20 protein-coding genes are annotated in these 17,464 nt (G+C 63.1%); 2 read left to right on the top strand and 18 right to left on the bottom strand.

Going from position 1 to position 17,464, the window contains the following annotated elements:
• The 13 genes from flgL to VIG32_03205 all read right to left on the bottom strand — a co-directional run.
• On the bottom strand, nt 1-1,177 hold a 1,177-nt coding region (gene flgL, locus VIG32_03265; GenBank protein ID HEY8297024.1), incomplete at its 3' end, for a flagellar hook-associated protein FlgL.
• Between the two features lie 19 nt (nt 1,178-1,196).
• Complete coding sequence (gene flgK, locus VIG32_03260) at nt 1,197-3,311, bottom strand: flagellar hook-associated protein FlgK (protein ID HEY8297023.1); 2,115 nt, start codon at nt 3,309-3,311, stop codon at nt 1,197-1,199.
• Between the two features lies 1 nt (nt 3,312).
• A complete protein-coding gene (locus VIG32_03255) occupies nt 3,313-3,792 on the bottom strand; it encodes a hypothetical protein (GenBank protein HEY8297022.1) in 480 nt (159 codons plus the stop codon).
• Nucleotides 3,789-4,124 carry a rod-binding protein gene (locus VIG32_03250; GenBank protein ID HEY8297021.1) on the bottom strand — a complete coding sequence of 112 codons (336 nt, stop codon included), beginning with the start codon at nt 4,122-4,124 and terminating at the stop codon, nt 3,789-3,791. Before VIG32_03250 ends, VIG32_03255 begins: the two co-directional genes overlap by 4 nt.
• Nucleotides 4,124-5,251, bottom strand: a complete 1,128-nt coding sequence (locus VIG32_03245) for a flagellar basal body P-ring protein FlgI (GenBank protein HEY8297020.1) — start codon at nt 5,249-5,251, stop codon at nt 4,124-4,126. The genes VIG32_03250 and VIG32_03245 overlap by 1 nt, the downstream gene beginning before the upstream one ends.
• Nucleotides 5,251-5,841, bottom strand: a complete 591-nt coding sequence (locus VIG32_03240; protein ID HEY8297019.1) for a flagellar basal body L-ring protein FlgH — start codon at nt 5,839-5,841, stop codon at nt 5,251-5,253. The genes VIG32_03245 and VIG32_03240 overlap by 1 nt, the downstream gene beginning before the upstream one ends.
• Nucleotides 5,838-6,563 carry a flagellar basal body P-ring formation chaperone FlgA gene (flgA, locus tag VIG32_03235; GenBank protein HEY8297018.1) on the bottom strand — a complete coding sequence of 242 codons (726 nt, stop codon included), beginning with the start codon at nt 6,561-6,563 and terminating at the stop codon, nt 5,838-5,840. Before flgA ends, VIG32_03240 begins: the two co-directional genes overlap by 4 nt.
• Nucleotides 6,563-7,354, bottom strand: a complete 792-nt coding sequence (gene flgG, locus VIG32_03230; protein HEY8297017.1) for a flagellar basal-body rod protein FlgG — start codon at nt 7,352-7,354, stop codon at nt 6,563-6,565. The genes flgA and flgG overlap by 1 nt, the downstream gene beginning before the upstream one ends.
• 15 nt (nt 7,355-7,369) lie before the next feature.
• The gene (flgF, locus tag VIG32_03225) at nt 7,370-8,161 is read right to left on the bottom strand and encodes a flagellar basal-body rod protein FlgF (GenBank protein HEY8297016.1); all 792 of its coding nucleotides are present in this window, start codon (nt 8,159-8,161) and stop codon (nt 7,370-7,372) included.
• Between the two features lie 157 nt (nt 8,162-8,318).
• The gene (gene fliE / locus VIG32_03220) at nt 8,319-8,666 is read right to left on the bottom strand and encodes a flagellar hook-basal body complex protein FliE (GenBank protein ID HEY8297015.1); all 348 of its coding nucleotides are present in this window, start codon (nt 8,664-8,666) and stop codon (nt 8,319-8,321) included.
• 6 nt (nt 8,667-8,672) lie between these two features.
• Nucleotides 8,673-9,131, bottom strand: a complete 459-nt coding sequence (gene flgC / locus VIG32_03215) for a flagellar basal body rod protein FlgC (protein ID HEY8297014.1) — start codon at nt 9,129-9,131, stop codon at nt 8,673-8,675.
• A complete protein-coding gene (gene flgB, locus VIG32_03210) occupies nt 9,131-9,568 on the bottom strand; it encodes a flagellar basal body rod protein FlgB (GenBank protein ID HEY8297013.1) in 438 nt (145 codons plus the stop codon). The genes flgC and flgB overlap by 1 nt, the downstream gene beginning before the upstream one ends.
• A 30-nt stretch (nt 9,569-9,598) precedes the next feature.
• Nucleotides 9,599-11,359 carry an ABC transporter ATP-binding protein gene (locus VIG32_03205; protein HEY8297012.1) on the bottom strand — a complete coding sequence of 587 codons (1,761 nt, stop codon included), beginning with the start codon at nt 11,357-11,359 and terminating at the stop codon, nt 9,599-9,601.
• A gap of 56 nt (nt 11,360-11,415) precedes the next feature.
• Here VIG32_03205 and VIG32_03200 point away from each other — a divergent pair, with 56 nt between their 5' ends.
• Nucleotides 11,416-12,036: a DUF4870 domain-containing protein gene (locus tag VIG32_03200; protein ID HEY8297011.1), complete on the top strand. Its 621-nt coding sequence runs from the start codon at nt 11,416-11,418 to the stop codon at nt 12,034-12,036.
• A gap of 1 nt (nt 12,037) precedes the next feature.
• On the opposite strand, the gene VIG32_03195 is transcribed toward VIG32_03200, so the two are convergent.
• Together VIG32_03195 and VIG32_03190 are read right to left on the bottom strand one after the other, a co-directional pair.
• Nucleotides 12,038-13,462 carry a deoxyribodipyrimidine photo-lyase gene (locus tag VIG32_03195; GenBank protein HEY8297010.1) on the bottom strand — a complete coding sequence of 475 codons (1,425 nt, stop codon included), beginning with the start codon at nt 13,460-13,462 and terminating at the stop codon, nt 12,038-12,040.
• On the bottom strand, nt 13,462-13,803 hold the full coding sequence (locus VIG32_03190) for a cytochrome c (GenBank protein ID HEY8297009.1): 342 nt from the start codon (nt 13,801-13,803) through the stop codon (nt 13,462-13,464). Before VIG32_03190 ends, VIG32_03195 begins: the two co-directional genes overlap by 1 nt.
• A gap of 38 nt (nt 13,804-13,841) precedes the next feature.
• Here VIG32_03190 and VIG32_03185 point away from each other — a divergent pair, with 38 nt between their 5' ends.
• On the top strand, nt 13,842-14,354 hold the full coding sequence (locus tag VIG32_03185) for a hypothetical protein (GenBank protein ID HEY8297008.1): 513 nt from the start codon (nt 13,842-13,844) through the stop codon (nt 14,352-14,354).
• A 461-nt stretch (nt 14,355-14,815) separates the two neighbouring features.
• On the opposite strand, the gene VIG32_03180 is transcribed toward VIG32_03185, so the two are convergent.
• The 3 genes from VIG32_03180 to moaA are packed head-to-tail and all read right to left on the bottom strand — an operon-like array spanning nt 14,816 to nt 17,462.
• On the bottom strand, nt 14,816-15,871 hold the full coding sequence (locus tag VIG32_03180; protein HEY8297007.1) for a TonB family protein: 1,056 nt from the start codon (nt 15,869-15,871) through the stop codon (nt 14,816-14,818).
• Complete coding sequence (locus tag VIG32_03175; protein ID HEY8297006.1) at nt 15,868-16,389, bottom strand: RNA polymerase sigma factor; 522 nt, start codon at nt 16,387-16,389, stop codon at nt 15,868-15,870. Before VIG32_03175 ends, VIG32_03180 begins: the two co-directional genes overlap by 4 nt.
• 56 nt (nt 16,390-16,445) lie before the next feature.
• The gene (moaA, locus tag VIG32_03170) at nt 16,446-17,462 is read right to left on the bottom strand and encodes a GTP 3',8-cyclase MoaA (protein ID HEY8297005.1); all 1,017 of its coding nucleotides are present in this window, start codon (nt 17,460-17,462) and stop codon (nt 16,446-16,448) included.
• Nucleotides 17,463-17,464: the final 2 nt, after the last annotated feature.

Here is a 17,464-nt window from a genome sequence, read left to right as displayed (position 1 = left end):
TATCGGCATCTTCGATGCCCGACTGCACCTTGGTGTTGTTAACGACCTGAGAATCGGTCGCGGCCCCGATATTGGCGATCGTTTGCAGGTTACCGCCTAGCACGGCACGGGCGTTTACGGCGCTCTGCAAGACCCGATCGGCATCGCCGATCTGCCGTGTAAGATTATTGGTTAAATCGGCCTGCGAGTTCAACTTAAACGCGGCCACGAAATTCGCCGAGTTCACCGCGCCCGGACTCGGAACGTCCTTGATCTGAAACGCCCCGCCGGCCGAGGTGAGTGAAATGCGCTCGGCCTTGGGGTCGAAGGCGGCCGTTACTCCGGTTCCCGAACCATTGATTGCGGCGATCACCACCGCGATCGTTTGCCCGGGGGCGAACGTCAGCGTGACGCCGTTGGGAGCCGTCGTCGAAGCGATGTCGATCGAGATCTGACCGGTCGAATCCGCGCCGACGGCGGTCTGGAAATTCGCTGAGTTGAGCGATGCCGCCGGAAGAATCGCCGTGCCCGCTCGATTGATCGAGGACGTGCTCGCATCGACGATGGCGCCCTTGGCCAGCGTGTCGCGCAGCGTTATCAACGATTGAAAGACGTCCGGCGATCCGTCGGGGGCGGCGTAGTTAAAGGCTTGCTGGAGCGTGAGCGAGGTCGCGATCGTCTGTCCGTCGGGCAGCACCTGCGATTGCGCGCTCAGATTTCCGCTCGAAACGACAGCCGTGACCGGCTGCCCCGAGGCGACGACGGGCTGCTGCTGCGGATTTGCGGTTCCCGCAAAGACGTACTTGCCCGCGTACTGCGTGTTCGCCAAACCGATGGCCTCTTGCAGCAATCCATCGACTTGGCTCGCAATCGCCTGCTGCTGCGACGTACTGAGCGTACCGCTCGCACCTTCGACCGCGAGCGAACGCGCCTTCTGCATGACGTTCGAAAGGGAGGAAAGCGCCGAATCGACCGTCGTGAGTTCCGCCGATATACTTTGGACGTTCGTCGAGGTTTGGTTCTCCTGGGCAATAGCGCTGCGCACGCTCAAGTCTTGCGCGATGGCCGTCGGGTTGTCCGACGGTACGTTGACCTGCTTGCCGCTTGAAAGCGTCGCACCGTACTGCTGCTGCTGTGCGACGAGATTGTCAATCGAGGCCGTTTGGTCGTTGTAAATGGTCGAACTTGCAATGCGCATGGTGAGCCTCCTTGCCTACCTAGAACCCTTTTCCAAGGGTATTGATGACCGTGTTGAGCAGCGAATCGAGTACGTTGACGGTGCGCGCCGCAGCCTGGTACGCATTCTGATATTTGATCAGATTCTGCGTCTCTTCGTCGATGTTGATTCCGTCGATTCCCTGACGTACTTGATCGATATTCTTTGTAAGATTGGTCTGAGACGCCGTCCCGGTGATCGCCGTCTGCGCGTCGAGGCCGACTTGCGTCACCGTTTGTCCGTAGTATTGGCCGAGCGTTTGCGTCTGCGCCGACGCGATCGAAAAACCCGCGGCGTGCGGATTGGCAAAGGTCGCGGTGATCTGTTCGATCCCGGTTACGGGGTTGATGGCGATCGCCGAGACGACGACGTTTTCTTGACCCGGCGCGCCGGCGTCGACGGTCAGCACTTGGCCGGTTTGGATGTTCGCGATACCGGCCGGCAGGGTGACGACTTGGGAGCCGGCAGCCACCGCGGCGGCGCTGGTCGTCTGCAATGCGGGCACGCCGACGTTTGCATTGAAGATTTTAAGAATGGCGTTCGCGCCGCCGTTATCCTTAGCACCGAACGCGTTCGCCGAGTTTTGCGCCACGCCGTTAATCGCCGTCGCACTCAGGGCGGAGAGAATCCCGGCACCGGCGCCCGGCACATCGGTAATCGTAAACGCCGGCGTCGCGGGGTTCGCACCCTGCGCGGCTCGGTGGGCCAGATCGGCGTTTGCCGGGTCCCGCGCGAATACGATGCGCTGGGACGCGACGTCGAACGACGCCGTAACGCCGAGGTGACCGTTGTTAAAGTGCGCGATGAAGCCGTTGATCGTGGCGTCGGCCGGCGCCGAGGTATCGTACGCAAAATTCTGCGTGGCGCCGTCAACCGTCACGGAGAGCGTGCCGTTGGTTCCGGCTGCAGGCGGCGGGTTTGCGAGCGATTGGTTCGCGTTGATCGCCGCCGAAGTGTCGACGGTATTATTAGCCGAGTTTAGCGGAAGCACGAGCGATCCGGCGGCCGTCGACGCGAGGCCGGCCGGCAACTGCGAAGGATCGGAGATGCCGACCTGGATGTTCCCCGCCGTAATCGGCAGCGCCGTCACGATCGGCTGGAAGAGCGCCTGACCGGCGATGCCGTTTTGATCGTAACCGGCCTGCGTGACGCGATTGACCTCGTTCGCGAGCGACGATGCGAAATTATCGAGTTGCGTCCCATAGGTGGCGAGTTTGTTGTTATAGAGATCCGCAAACCCGGCGAGCTGCCCGCTGCCGAGCGGAATACCGGGTGCGTTGGCAGCCGGCGGCGGGTTACGCTGAAAGTCGATCTTAAAGGTCGGCGTTCCGTTGGCCGCCGTGCCGATCACCGGCTGCGCGAGGTGATAGACGGCCGCGTCGTTGACCAATGCCTGACCGTTGACGGTTACGAGCGTCGAACCGTCGGGTTGAATCGACGTCTGCGTCGAAACGTACTGCGAAAGCTGATCGATTAATTGGTCGCGCTGATCCTGGAACGTATTGGGATTGTCCCCGACCGCCGTCGACGCCCGGATCTGCTGGTTCAGCGCGCCGATCTGATCGAGGATTCCGTTGACCTTCGTCACGATGGCGCCGGCCTGTTGGACCACCTGCGTTTTTTGGGCCGTAATGGTGTTCGACGCATTGTTCAGCGCGCTCGCAAGCGCTTGCGCCGCCTGCAGGACGGACTTGCGCGCGCTCACGCTATTGCCGCTGCCCGCCTGCGCGACCAATTGATTGATCGCGGTCTGGAACGACGTGTACTGCGTGCTGATCCCGCCGTTGGGCTCGCCAAGCGACGCCTGCAGCGCGTTGAGTTGGTTCTGCTGAACGCTGAAATAATTCTGCGACGAAGACGCGCCGCGGAAAAGCGCGTCGTACGAGTCGGCGTGAATGCGCTGCACCTGCGAGACGACGACGCCGTCGCCGACCGTTCCACCGCCGTGGGCCGCGTAGAACGGCGAGCCGACGATGGGCGGAGCTTGCGTCAGGTCTACGATCTGCCGCGACGCGCCCGGCGTGTTCGCATTGGCGATATTGTCCGACGTAACGTTGGCGGCGTACTGGAAGGCCTCGAGGGTCTTGCCCATCAGGCCCATACCGTAGAAACTCATATCAGCACTTACTACTCACGAGCACGCTGCCGTCGGGCGGCGGGACGAAACCGCGCCGTTTGTAAACGCCGGGCCGATCGCTCGCAGACTCTTGCAGTTTGGAGGTAACGCTCATCAACCGCGCGAGCCCCGACATAATGAGCGCCTTGTTGTTGCTTATCGTAATTCCGAGTTGAATGGCACCGCAGGTAATCTCGCTCAGGCGCTGATTGAACTGTCCCGCCAGATTTGACGGCGCGTACTGACAGACTTGCTGCAGCGTCATCGTGCCGAAGCCGCGGGCCTGCATGCCGCGACGTTTGCCGGTCGCGCCGGAATGTTCCTGACGCGCCGCGTTGAGTTCGCGGTCGGCGCGCATGATCTCGCCCGGCTCGCCTTGGACGAGCACTTGAGTGAGGGCGAGCGCCGCGACGTTGAGCCGCGCGATACTCGCCGATTCGTCCTGCAGCGCGGCCGCAAAGGCTTCCCAGTTATCGCTCACGGTTCGATCGCTCCCGGCATTTGGATTTTGGCTTCATGACTCGCATCGGAAAGAACGCTCGCGCGCAACTGCGCTTCGAGCACGCGCGCGACGCCGAACGAACCGGACTGCGCCATCTGGTCGGCACGCTGGCTGTCGAGCATTTCCTGGAACGTGCTCTCGCCGGCGGACTGTTTGCCGAACACGGTCTCCTGCGGCACCGTATCGCGCATCGCCTTGAAGAGCATGTTAAGAAAAACGCCTTCGAGCTGCGTGGCGGCCTGATGTAGACGTTTGAGCGCCGACGTCTGATCGGGCGTTAGCTGCTGGGCATCGACCTTTTGCACGTCCACTACTGGATCTCCAGATCCGCTTGCAGCGCGCCGGCCTCGCGAAGTGCTTGAACGATCGCGATGAGATCGCGCGGCGAGACGCCCATCGTATTGAGCGCCCGCACCACCGACGAGAGCGTGGCCGCACCCGCGATGAACGTGAGTTGATGCGCCTTCTCCTGCACGTTGACTCGCGTGTTGGTCTGCAGGCCGCCGGGCGAGGTCGCCGCCGAGAACGGGCTGCCCGGAACGAATTTGTTGCTCTGCGAAATCGTGATCGAAAGGTTACCGTGGGCGATCGCACAAGGCGCGAGCTTGATGTTGCCGCCGAAGACGATCGTCCCCGTGCGCTCGTTCATGACGACTTTCGCGAGTTCATCTTGGGTGAACTCGAGATCGCTTGCGTCGGCCAGGAACTGCACCGGGTTGTTGCGGTAGCTCGGCGGCAGCGTGACGTGAATCGTCTCGGCATCGCGTGCGCCGGCCGTGCCGCCGCCGAAATGGTGGTTGAGGGTCGTCGCGAGATTCGCAGCCGTTTTGAAATCGGGGGTCGTCAGCACGTAATTGAACCCGTCGCCGCTCTGGATATTCGTAACCATGTCGCGCGCGATGACGGCGCCGTTGGGTATGCGGCCGGCGGTAGGATGATTCTTCGTGACGCTGTTCCCGGCGTCGAAACCGGCGGTAAAACCGCCGATCGAGAGCGGGCCCTGGGCGGTCGCGTAGACGAGATCGTTGGCACCCTTGAGCTCCGTGAGCACGAGCGTGCCGCCTTGGAGGCTCGTCGAATCGCCCATCGCCGAGACGGTCACGTCGGCGTTATCGCCCGAGTGAGCGAACGGCGGAAGCGTTGCGGTCACGATCACGGCCGCCACGTCGCGCGTTCGCACCTCGTTGCTGGTCGTCGATAGACCGAACGATTGCAGAACGTTCTGAAGCGTTTGACTCGTAAAAATGACCGAACTCGAATCGCCGGTGCCGTTGAGGCCGCTCACGAGGCCGTATCCGACGAGTTGATTGCCCGTCACTCCCTGTACGTGCGCGATGTCTTTAACTTTGACGTCCTGCGCGCCGGCCGGAACCGCGACGAACGTCGAGGCGAGGAACGCGGCGCCGAGCAGGCTCGCTGCAAATCGTTGTAATTTCATTAAAACAGCACGTCCAAAATGCGGCGAATGAGGCCCTTCTTATCGTCGAAATTTCCATTGAACGTCGCTTGGACGTTCGCGATGCGCGTGGAAAGCACCGAATCGGCTGTGTCGATGTCTTCGGGACGCACGAATCCGGTGACGTGCAGCACCTGATCCTGGCCGTTGATGAGCAGATGCTGATTGCCCTCGATCTGCAGCGCGCCGCTGGGCAGCACGCCCACGACCTGCGCCATCATCGCCGAGGCAAAGAGACTGCTGCCGTTCTTACTGTGATTGGTCTGCAGACCGGTCTGTCCGCCGATCGACGTCGGAAAGCGCAAAAAGCCGAGCGCCGCGTTTCCGGCTCCGGGCGCGAGTCCGACGTTGTACCCCTTCGTGTTATTGACGACATCCGTATTCTGGCTCGTAACCGCAAAATTGAACTGGACGGCGATGAGATCGCCGACCTGCGATGCGCGATGATCCGGCCCCAATCGCAGCGGATGTCCGAGCGCTACGCTCGGCGGCGGTGCCACGTACAGCGTATCGGCTGCGGCGGGCGCCGAAACGAACGCTAGCGCGAGAATGAGTGCAGCGATGCGTTTCACTGGGTGTCGCCTCCAGAGATGTCGAGTTCCACGGTACCCGGCGCCGTCACGGTGCCGGTAAGACCCTTGTTCGTCTGCGGGTTGTAGACCGAGACCGTGTCGCCGAGCCCGCCGCCGGTCCGCGCGATACAATCGGCGGTGACGGCAGCCCCATCGTCGCGTACGATCATCATGACGGTCGAGCCGGGTTTGACGATTTGGTTCTCTACCGTCACTTCGACCGGAATGGGCTCGCCCTTGAGGACGGTACCGTTAATCTTGCGGCCGACGAGCACGTCGACCCCATTGGCAGGCCGCCCCGCGTACGGAACGCGAGCCAGCACCAAATCGTCGAGGCCGAGCACGCTGCCCGGCGGCAGGTCGCGGGCGGCTACGGCGGTTTCAACGTACGATTGAACGCGGAAGCCGGCAAAGACCGTGCGGTCGACCTTTCCGTCGATCGAAATCGCCACCGGAACGTTGACGAAACTTGCCGTCACGATCGGCGTGCCTACTTGAAGTCCGACGCGCCCCGGCGCGACGACCTGGTCGGGCATATCCGAGGCGGCGACGTACGATCGCATCGCGTCGCTCGGTAAGGCATGCAGCGCGCGCAACGCAACCGCGGCGATCCGCGAGCCGGCCACGCGCTGCTCGCCGAATTGCCGCGCGAGCGCGGTAACCGGGGCGAGGGCAACGAGGCCGGCGAGGATCGCGACGGCGAGCGAGCGCGCGGCGTTCACTACGGACTCTTCGTCTGAACTGCGGTCTGCAGCATCTGGTCCGCGGTGCTGATCGCTTTGGAGTTGGCTTCGTACGCGCGCTGCGCGACGATCATGTTCACGATCTCTTGAACGACTTGGACGTTGGAGTTCTCCAAGTAGCCGCCCTGAATGTTGCCCGTGCCGTTAAGGCCCGCGTTCGAGACGATCGGCGCGCCCGAGGCCGCCGTTTGCGTGTACAGATTGTGACCGCCGATGGGCGAGAGTCCCGCGGCGTTAACGAAGCGTGCGAGCTGAATCTGTCCGAGCTGTTGCGGCAGGTTCGAGCCGGGCACCGTGGCCGTTACCGTGCCGTCTTGGCCGACTTGCAGCGCCTGCGCGTTCTGCGGAATCGTGATTTGCGGCTGCACGAAGTAGCCGTCGGCGGTAACGAGCGATCCGTTGGCATCGCGCTTGAACGAGCCGTCACGGGTGTACGACGTCGTGCCGTCCGGCATCGTGACTTGGAAGAACCCGTCGCCCTGCACGGCGAGATCGAGCGGATTGTCGGTCTGCTGCAGCGTGCCTTGCGTAAAGATCTTCTCCGACGAGCCGATCTTCACGCCCAAGCCGACGTCTTGGCCGACCGGCACGACGCTCGCGCCGACGGGCGAACCCGGGCCGCGCAGCTCCTGATAGACCAAGTCTTGAAAACGCGCTTCGTTGCGGCGAAAGCCCGTGGTGTTCACGTTCGCCAAGTTATTGGAGATCGTGTCCATTTGGTATTGTTGGGCTTCCATGCCGGTCGCCGAGGAGTAGAGTGCTCGCATCATGATCGGTGTGCTTCCTTATTGGCCCGTGCTGCGGCCGACGTTGGCAATGACCAGGCCGGTTGCTTGATCTTCGGTTTGGATGACTTTTTCGTTGGCTTCGAACCAGCGCTGCGCGGTGATCAGATCGACCATTGAGCGCACCACGTTCGCGTTGCTCTTCTCCAGGAAGCCCTGGTTAACGGTCGAGGTGGTCGCCAGCGCCGGGCGCGCGGCGCCCGTGTCGGCGAAATGATTGTCGCCTTCGGGGCGAAGTGCCGAAAGATTCGCGAACTGCACGACGCGCAGTTGGTCGACCTGCCGCGCCCCCGCAGCGATCGAACCGTCGGACCCAATGTGAATCTCACCCGGCGGCAAAACGATCGGGCCGTTGCGGCCGAGCACGCGGTTACCGTCCATCGTGACGAGATCGCCTTGGGGGCCGCGCGCGAACTGACCGTCGCGCGTGTAGCGAACGCCGGCGGGCGTCTGCACCGCGAAGAATGCGTCGCCTTGAATCGCGAGGTCGAGATCGTTGCCCGTCTGCTCGAGCGCGCCCTGACCGAACTGCGCCGGCGTATCGTAGACCTGCGAGCCCGTGCCGAGCGCGCCGACGTATTGCTGCGTCGGAATTCCGGGCGTGCGTTTGCCGGAGTCCTGGCCGGGCTCGGTTTGAAAGCGGTAGACGCCCATCTCCGGCGCCGAGGCAACTTGCAAGAGCGTCTGCTTGAAGCCGCTCGTGTTCACGTTCGCGAGATTATTCGCGATCACGTCCGCTTGCGACTGCGCCACGAGTGCCCCGGCCGCTGCCGTGTAGAGCCCACGTACCAAAATAAAAACCTCCGCACGGTGTGGTTGTACTTTGACGTACGTGTGGAACCGTCAATCGGTCAGGTTCCACCGCGGCCCCCACCCCGTGCGAAGGGCAGTCCGGCCGCGTTCTCTTCTACTATCGGCAGACTCTGCCGGGAGTTTTAGGGGATGCCTATTACATCTGCATCCGGGAAATTTCCGTGTACGCATCGAGCAGCTTGTTGCGGATCGCGAGCGTGAACTGCATCGACAGATTCGCCTCTTCTACCGAGGTCACGACCTTATTGACGTCGTTGGTCTTGCCGGTCGCCAGATCCGCGCTGAGCTGATCCGAGGTGGCCATCTTGTCGTTGACGTCGGCGAGCATCGATTTCACGGTGTCTTTGAACGAGACTCCCGTCGCCCCGGCCACGCCGCCGTCGAGCGGCTGCGTCAACGGAGCGTTCGAACCCGCGATATCGGGCGCGAAGGTGCCGGGCACGATGCTGCTCATCGCGGCGCGATAGTCGGTATCGATATTCACGATCGTTTAACTCCGCAGCAATCCGAGGGTGGCCGAGTCGGCGGTACGCGCTTCTTGAATCGCGGTGACGTTTGCTTGATAGGCGCGCGAGGCCGCCATCATGTCGACCATCTCTTTGACGACCGAGATGTTGGGATAGTGCACGTAGCCGCGACCGTCCGCATCGGGGTTGCTCGGATCGAAAACCAATCGATCGGGGCTTTGGTCCTGCACGATACCGACCGCTTCAACTCCGGATTGACCGGCCGATCCGTCGCCGCTCGGCGCGCCCGGATCCGCTCCGGCGCCCGTTCCCGGCGTCGCGCCCGGCTTCTCGGCGAAAACCACGAGCTGGCGTTTGAAGGCGCCGCCCTGCGGCGTGTGCGTCGTGTTCGCGTTCGCGATGTTGTTCGCGATCACGTCCATGGCGAGCCGTTCGGCGGAGAGACCCGACGAGCTGATCTCGATCGAATCGTAAAAACCCATTATTTCGGTTGCTCCGTAATCGCCTCGCGCAGGCGCATGAATTGCACCTGCAGCAGCTGCGCCATCGTTTGGGAATACCCGGAATTTTGCGAGAGTTCGGCCATCTCTTGATCGATATCGACGTTGTTGCCGTCGGTGCGCATCGCGCGGGTCGTATCGGTTTGCGTTTGCGGATCGAAGGCTTGGCTGGACTGCGCGCCGCCGATATCGAATTGGCGAGCGTCGTCGGTCGCTAGCGTCAGCGTGCCCGAATCGGCCGAGGGCGCCTGCGTCGCCGCGAGCGCTTCGCGAAACGAAACGTTCTGCCGCTTATAATTCGGCGTGTCGACGTTTGCGATGTTCTGGGCGATCGCGTCGTGCTCCATGCCGGCGCCGTTCATGGCGTTGGAAAGCAGATCGATCGACGAGCCGAAACTCAAAGCACTGATGTCGCTCATCACTTAACCGTATCGGCCGGGCTCGGGCGATTATTGAGCCCCCGCAAATTGGCGCGCGTGGAGGGCGGCGTAGGCCCCGCCGGCCGCGAGCAGTGCGTCGTGCGTGCCCATTTCGAGGACGCGCCCTTGCTCGATATAGAGGATCTTGTGGGCCCGCCGGATCGTGGATAGCCGGTGGGCGATGATCAGCGTCGTTCGGCCGGGCAGCAGCCGATCGAGGGCCTGCTCGATGAGCGCCTCGGAGTGGCTGTCCAGGGCGCTCGTCGCTTCGTCTAGGATCAGGATGCGCGGATCCCGCAGGATCGCCCGCGCGATCGAGATGCGCTGGCGTTGTCCGCCGGAGAGGCGGGCTCCCCGCTCGCCGACCTCGGTCGCATACCCCTCGGGAAATTCGAGGACGAATTCCTCGGCGTTGGCCTCGCGGGCGGCTCGCCGAACTTCCTCGTCGGTGGCCTCCAGGCGGCCGTACCGGATGTTCTCCGCGATCGAGCCGCGGAAGAGCTGCGCTTCCTGCGGAACGATGCCGATCGCCGCGCGCAGATCGTTCAGACGGATATCCGAGAGATCGACGTCGTCGAGCAATATCCGTCCCGATTGCGGCTCGTAAAACCGCGGAACCATATTCACGATCGTCGTCTTGCCGGCGCCCGACGGCCCGACCAGGGCGACGACCTCGCCGGCCTCGATCACGGCGCTGACGTCTTCGAGCGCCGAGCGTTCGCCGAGGCCGTACGAGAAATGCACGCGATCGAACGCGATACGTCCGCGAGCCGCACCGAGCGATCGCGCACCCGGTTTGTCCGCGCGCTCGACTGGAAGATCGAGCACCTCGTAGATGCGTCCCGCTCCAACGAGCGCTTTCGCGATGTCGCCGACGAACGCGGCGAAGCGGTTCATCGGATTGATGAGATTGACCAGCAACGCCCAATACTCGAAGATCTGGCCCACGTTTAAGCGGTGCGAGACGATCACTTCGTGCACCGAGAGATAGATGATGAAGACGATCGCCGAGATCATCAAGACCGAGAGCACCAGCGGCTGCGTTTGGATGAACTGCGTGAGTTTCATGTACGTGCCGAAATAATCGTCGTTGCGCCGCGAGAAGCGCTGCGTTTCGTACGTTTCCCGGTTGAAAGACTTAATGATGCGTTCGCCGCCGAGCGCTTCGGCGAGGTTTGCGTTCAGGTCGGCGATCCGCATCTGCGCGCCGGTCGTGCTGCTCGAGATGAGTTTTTGAAAGCGCGAGACGGCGAACGACACGAGCGGAGCGATAACGATGAGTGAGAGCGTCAGCAGCCAGTCGATGTAGATCATGAAGATGAAAGACGAGAGAAACGTCACCGTATTGACGACCAATTGCGGAACGCTGATGCTCACCGCATCGGTCATTAATTGCAGGTCCGTCGAAAATCTCGAGATCAGTTCGCCCGGCCGCCACTTGTCGAACTCGGCGAGCGGCAGATGCATGACGCGATCGAAGAGCGCGACGCGCATTCGCGCGATCAGATGCTGGCCGCTCCAAGCCGTTATATACGTTTGCCCGTACGTGGCGATCGCCCCGAGCATCATGGCGCCAAAGATCGCCGCGAGTACGATATAGAGTTCGCGAACGTTGGCGGGCTTCGACGCTCCGGCGCCGACCAGCACCTCGTTGATGAGGACTTTGAAGCCCCAGGGTGCGACCAGACTCGAGAGGCCGGCGAGGGTTCCCAACAGCATGGCAACGGCCAAGCGCGGATAGTACGGTCGTGCTTCGCCCGCCAGGCGCCGGAGGGTTTCGTTACGGGTCATCGAGACGAACGCTTGCCGCCGGGACGGCGTGAAACCTCTTGATGGGCCGCCGGTACGTGAGAGGTAAAGGGGGCCAGCAAAACATCGTGGATTGCTACTTTCATTCAAACGTCCCGTCCGTCGCGCCGTGCACGGATTGCCGCAAGCCGATTTGTGCGACGTGCCGCGACAGCCAAGGGGCCTGCCCGAGTTGTCGACTCGCCGCCAAGATCGATGCGGCCGCCGCAACGCGCCGGGGCATCGCAGGCGAAGTTCCGCCGCGCGAACGCCAGCCTTGGAACCAGCAGTGGCAGCAACAGGCCACACAAGCGCCGGCACCGCCGCGGGTAACCGTCACCGAGGCGGCCGACCCGGTCGAATCGCGCGCGCTGGTAGCGCTTGGTTTTCCGCTCGCGCCTCTCGCGTTGATCTCGCTCTTCGATCGCAAGCACAGTAAATGGCTGCGCAAGCAAGCGTATCAGGCCGTCGGATTCAACCTCGGAATGGCCGGGTTGTATGCGATTCTTTTGTTCCTGATCAACATTCCGCTCATCAACATCAGCGCGACGATCCTGCTCGCTTTCATGCTGCCCGTCTACCTGGTGCTCTCGGTCTACTTCGGTATCAAGGTCTGGCACGGCGACGACGTCAACGTACCGATCGTCGGCGATTGGCTCGAAGAGAAATTGCCCGCTTGATCTAACGCGCTCGCACGTGCGTTCGGTAGCGCGTTAGAAATTCGCGCGCGGCATGTTCGTGATCGACGACCGGCTGCGGGTAGGCGTCGGCGGCGAAAAATGCGAGACTCAGTTGCGACGAGGGCGTGCGGGTACCGCCCGGCAACGCTCCCGCAGGCGCGTGCGCGAGTTCGCTCACCCACGTGCGCGCGTACGTTCCGCGCGGATCGAACCGGCGGGCCTGCTTGCGCGGGTTATAAATGCGCGGATACTGCGCCATGTCCGCGCCCACGCCCGCGATCCACTGCCAGTTGCCGGTCGCAATCGCCGGATCGTCCTCGACGAGCAGTTCGTCCCAAGCGGCGCGTCCGACGCGCCAGTCGACGCCGAGATCGAAGCAGAGAAACGACGCGGCGATCGCCCGTACCCGCGGATGCATCCACCCCGTCGCGCGGAGTTGTCGCACTCCCGCGTCAACGAGCGGGTAGCCCGTCTCGCCGTTGCGCCACGCTTCGAGCGCCGGATGCGACGATGCGAATGCGAAATCGTGCATCTTCTCCTGCAGCGGCAGATCGTCCGTACGCGGATGGTACCAGCCGAGCTGCAGGAAGAAATCGCGCAACGCGAGCGAGCGCAGAAATAACCGCAGCGAGCTGCGTTCCTCGGCAAGCAAGAACGGATCGTCCGCGCGCCGCAGCGTTTCGCGCACCACCGTTCGTGCCGCTATCGTGCCGAACGACAGAGGAGCCGCCAAGTGCGACGTGCGATCTTCGGCCGGAACGTTTGCCGCGACCGCATACTGCAAGCCCGGACCGTCGAGGAACGTTTGCAGCGCCGCGGCGGGCGCAGCGGTCTCCGGTTCGAGCGTCACCGCCGAACCGAATTCGCCCGGCGTCGGAAGCGGCTCGCTTTGCAGATCGCGTCGGGCGAAATGCAGGAGCAGAGGCGCCTCGTATGACGCGACGTTGCGATCGCGCCAAACGTCGAAGTAGGGCACGAACGCGCGGTAACCGTCGCCTTCCGACGGCCGCGCGGCGGCCGTTTCTTCCGGCGGAACGGCCGGCGCGTCGTGGACCGCGAGCCCAAGCAACCCCGCCTCTTCGAGTTCGGACTGCAGCCGCTCGTCCGCGCGCATGCCGGTCCGGTCGTAACTCGCGCTCCAAACGGCCCCGACCGCGCCGGTCGCCCGCGCTATCGCGCGCAGTGCCGCCCCCGGCTTGCCGCGACGTACGATCAAACCCACACCTCGTTCGCGCAGCAGCGCATCGAGCGCGGCGACCGCCCGGCAGAAAAACGCCGCCCGCCGCGGCGAACGCGCGAGGCGTTCTTCGAGCGCTCGATCGATCACCAGAACCGGCAGAATCTCGCCCTGGGCGGCTGCCGCCGCCAATCCCGCATGATCGTCTAAGCGCAAATCGCGAACGAAGCGATAGACGATCGCCGGCATCACAGCGATTCCACGTAGGCGGAGACGTCGACGACGTCGGCCTGCGTCATTTGTCCCGGAAAGAGTCTCGGCATCGGCGGATCGGGATTCCTCACGATGGCGATAACCTCGTCGAGCGAATGCTTCTTGCGCTCGGCGTGCAGCGCCGGCCCGATCGCGGCGCCCACCCCGGCGACGCCGTGACACGCCTGACATCTTGCCGCGAAGACGAGTTTTCCGTGGGAGCGATCGAACGAGCCGCTCGGAGCGGCGCTCGACGGGCTCGTCGGACCGCGGTGGCGAGCGCATCCCGCTGCACTAAGGAGTACGACGACGAGCAGAACGAGGAAGCGCAACGGCATGGGGGCGCGAGTTTGCCAAAAGGTGGGCTTCTCCCCACTTGCGTAGTTTAAAGACCGTGGTCGCCCGAAAGATTTTTATTCGTTTCGCGCAGTCGCGCGATATCACGCGACTGCTCGCCGAAGGCGTGATCACCGGCCCGAACCCTCCGCGAGAGACGTGGTCGCAACGCATCGTCAAGTGGCTCTCCGAACAGCAAGCCGGCCGGCGCGCGATCTTTATTGCCGAGGACGCCAGCGGTTTGCTCGGCATGGTTCAGCTCGTCTTCGCGTTTCCGCTCGGCTATTCGGATCCGGAGGCCGCGAACGGCTCGGACATCGCCATGATGGACGGCCTACGCCTGAGCGCCGCCGCGCCGCCCGAAGTCGGAACGCAACTCGTCGAAGAGGTGCAGAAACTCGCGCAGAAACGCCAGGTTCACACGCTGACGTTCCTCCTGCCGATGAACCAAAACAAAGCGCTGCGTCAAGCCAAGAGCTGGGGCTTCGAGGAGTTCCGCATCATGGCCGAGCCGAACAAAATGCTCGCCTTCTTCCGCAAATCAATCGACTAAACCCAAACGTTTTGTCATCCTGAGCTTGTCGAAGGACATGGTTCGACAAGCTCACCATGACAACGCCGCCCGCTCCCTGTCATCCTGAGCCTGTCGAAGGACGCGAGTCGCCGCGCACATCGCTCTCGAAAGTCCCATGCTTCGACAAGCTCAGCATGACAACGCGAATGGCAACGCCTCTTTTTATCATGGGGTGGCCCCGCTCTTTGTCATAGGTGTCCCGCTCTTTGCCATAGGGTGACCCCGCTCTTTGTCATCCTGAGCCTGTCGAAGGGCGCGAGTTGTCGCGCACGTTCGCTTCGAAAGGCTCATGCTTCGACAAGCTCAGCATGACAACGCGAAGGGTAACGGCGCTTTTTATCATAGGGTTGCCCCGCTCTTTGTCATCCTGAGCTTGTCGAAGGACGCGAGTCGGCGCGCACATCGCCTCGAAAGGCTCGTGCTTCGATGAGTCCAGAGAACTAGTTGGAGAGGCCTTCGGTGCCGTTGTCGTTGCGGAACGTGAAGGCGTCGGTGTACACGCCTGGGACGGCTTTGCCGTTCACGGTTTTGGGCGTGTAATGCGCTTTCATCGCCGCGCTGCAGACGGTCGTATCGAGTACCGGGTAGTTCGACGATTTCGTGATCGTGCATTTTGTCGGAACGCCGCGTTCGTCAATGGAGACCGCAAAGACCGCGGTCCCTTGCGCGCCCTCGTCGGTAGCGATCATCGGCGGCTGCGGGTTGATTGCCGTATCGCCGCCGATGGGCGCGGCGTCTCGCGTGGTGTAGGTAGCCGCGATTTGAATCGACTCCAGGCGTCCGTTCATGACCTGAGGGGCGCTCTCCGTAAACGCGGTCGTCGTGGTCTTCGCGATCGTATGCCAGGTATCGGCGCCGGCGCCGCGGCGCCAGATCGGCACGTTGCTCTGCGCGCCCGTGGGATCGGCCGTTTGCGGATCGGGATGCACGATGGCCGCGGCGATCTGCCGCGGCGCGGAGGTCGGCTCGGCTTTGCTTCCGCGATCGGTCGCTGGCGCCACATTCGCAACCGGCGCGCGCGAGAGTTGCACGACGTTATGCACGACGACCATTCGGCGTTGCGCGACCGGCGGCGGCGATTTCGGCACCGGTCCCCGGCGTTCGAGCGCGATACGCATGCCGCCGTAATTCAAGACCAGCGGATCGGCGAGCGTCGGCGTCAAATGTGCGAGGCCGCTCGCAATCGCGACGTGCAAGACGAATGAAACCGCAAGACAGATTCCGAGAACGCTCAATCCAAAGCGCCAGACGCGTTTACGCGCCTGCATCTTCGATGCGACGGCGTCGCTCAGATCGGGCTGCCACACTTCGCACTCGCGTGCGGCTCCCACGATCGCCGCGGTACGTTCGAGTTCGTGCTCGCCTCCCAGCGCCTGCAAACAAGTCGAGCAGCCGGCAAGATGTTGCCGATACTCGCGTCGTTCGCCGTCGGTCGCCTCGCCCAGAGCGATTGCGCCCGCGAGCATCTCCGCTCGATCGTGAAGTCTATCGGTCATTCACGCTCCGACATCACGGTTCGCAGCGTCTTCATCGCGCGACAGACGCGTTGACGAACGGCATCGGCGGAGGTACCTAAGATCGCCGCGGCTTCTTGCGACGAGTAGCCGGCGTAGCTCGTGAGCATGATGGCCGACGCCTGATCGCCCGGCAAGCGGGACATCGCCATCTGCAAATCGATCGACGCCGCGCTGCGCTCGTCGATGCGCAAACCGCGCACTTCCTGATCGCGTTCCAGCGGCGTGAATCGTAGAATCTTCTTTCTCCTCAAATACGAGATGGCCGAGTTGGTAGCGGTCCGATACAGCCAGCCGGCCGTGAGCAGCCGATCGGGATCGGCCTGCAGCGTGCGGTAGGCCGCAAAAAATACGTCTTGGGCGATATCGAGCGCCACGTCGGGGTCGCCGACCATCCGGCGCAGATAGCGCGCGAGTTTCATTTGATGCTCGCGAACGAGCGCATCGACTCGGGCGTGAGCGACCGGAGCCTCGGTGGCGGTGAGGTAGACCTGTTCCATCATGGGCCCCCTTTATCTCGTAACGCTACCATTCGGCCCCCTGTGACCTTCGTCTTTCAGCCGCCGATTTCGCTGAACGCCCGCATTCGCGATGAGGGCTCCCCCAAGCGTAGGTGGTGGCGTTCGGGCTTGATGAGCATGGCGGAGCGTAAAATGGCGGCGATCTCGTCCCGGCTCGCACCGGCGCGCAGGGGCGTTCGCAGGTCTACTTCGTAGTCCCCGAAGAGGCAGAGCCGCAGCTTTCCGTCGGCCGTGAGGCGGACGCGATTGCAGGTTTCGCAATAGTCGTGCGAGAGCGGACTGATCACGCCGACCGCCCCCGGGGCGTCCGCGAAGGCGAAGTACCGCGCCGGGCCGTTCCCGCCGGGGCCGGCGCTCGGCGCGATCTTGCCCAGCCCCCGCACGCGCTCCAGAATCTCGTCGGCGCTTACATAGGTGTCGCGCTGTAAGCCGGCGTTTTCTTCAACGGGCATCACTTCGATGAAGCGCACGAAGATCGGGCGCGTGCGCGTGAGTTCGGCGAAATCGGCGATCTCGTCGTCGTTCTGACCGCGCATAACGACGCAGTTAAGTTTGAGCGGCGCGAGCCCGTGGGCGATAGCCGCGTCGATTCCGGCGAGCGTTCGGTCGAGGCCGGGGCGTCGCGCGATTGCTTCGAAGCGGTCCGCACGCAGGGTGTCGAGTGAAATGTTGACGCGCGTCAGTCCGGCCTCAACCAGCGATTCGACCTGCTCCTCGAGCAGCAGCGCGTTGGTGGAGAGCGCGATATCCTCGACTCCATCGATGGCGGCTAGCTCGCGAACGAGATGGTGCAGATCGCGGCGGACCAGTGGCTCGCCGCCGGTTAGTCGAACGCTGCGCACCCCGACCGAAGCGGCGGCGCCTACGAGCGCCACGATCTCCTCGTACGTCAGAATCCCAGCTTTCGGCAGCCAGGGCAGGCCCGCTTCGGGCATGCAGTAGACGCAACGTAAGTTGCACTTATCGGTGACCGAAACGCGCAGGTACGTGATCGGCCGGCTGAACTGATCGGCCAGGAGTTCGCGCGTGAGATCGATCGTACGCAGCGCCATCG

The organism is Candidatus Baltobacteraceae bacterium (genome assembly GCA_036559195.1).
In the GTDB taxonomy this organism is placed as follows: domain Bacteria; phylum Vulcanimicrobiota; class Vulcanimicrobiia; order Vulcanimicrobiales; family Vulcanimicrobiaceae; genus JALYTZ01.
This window is presented reverse-complemented; position numbering and strand designations above follow the sequence as displayed.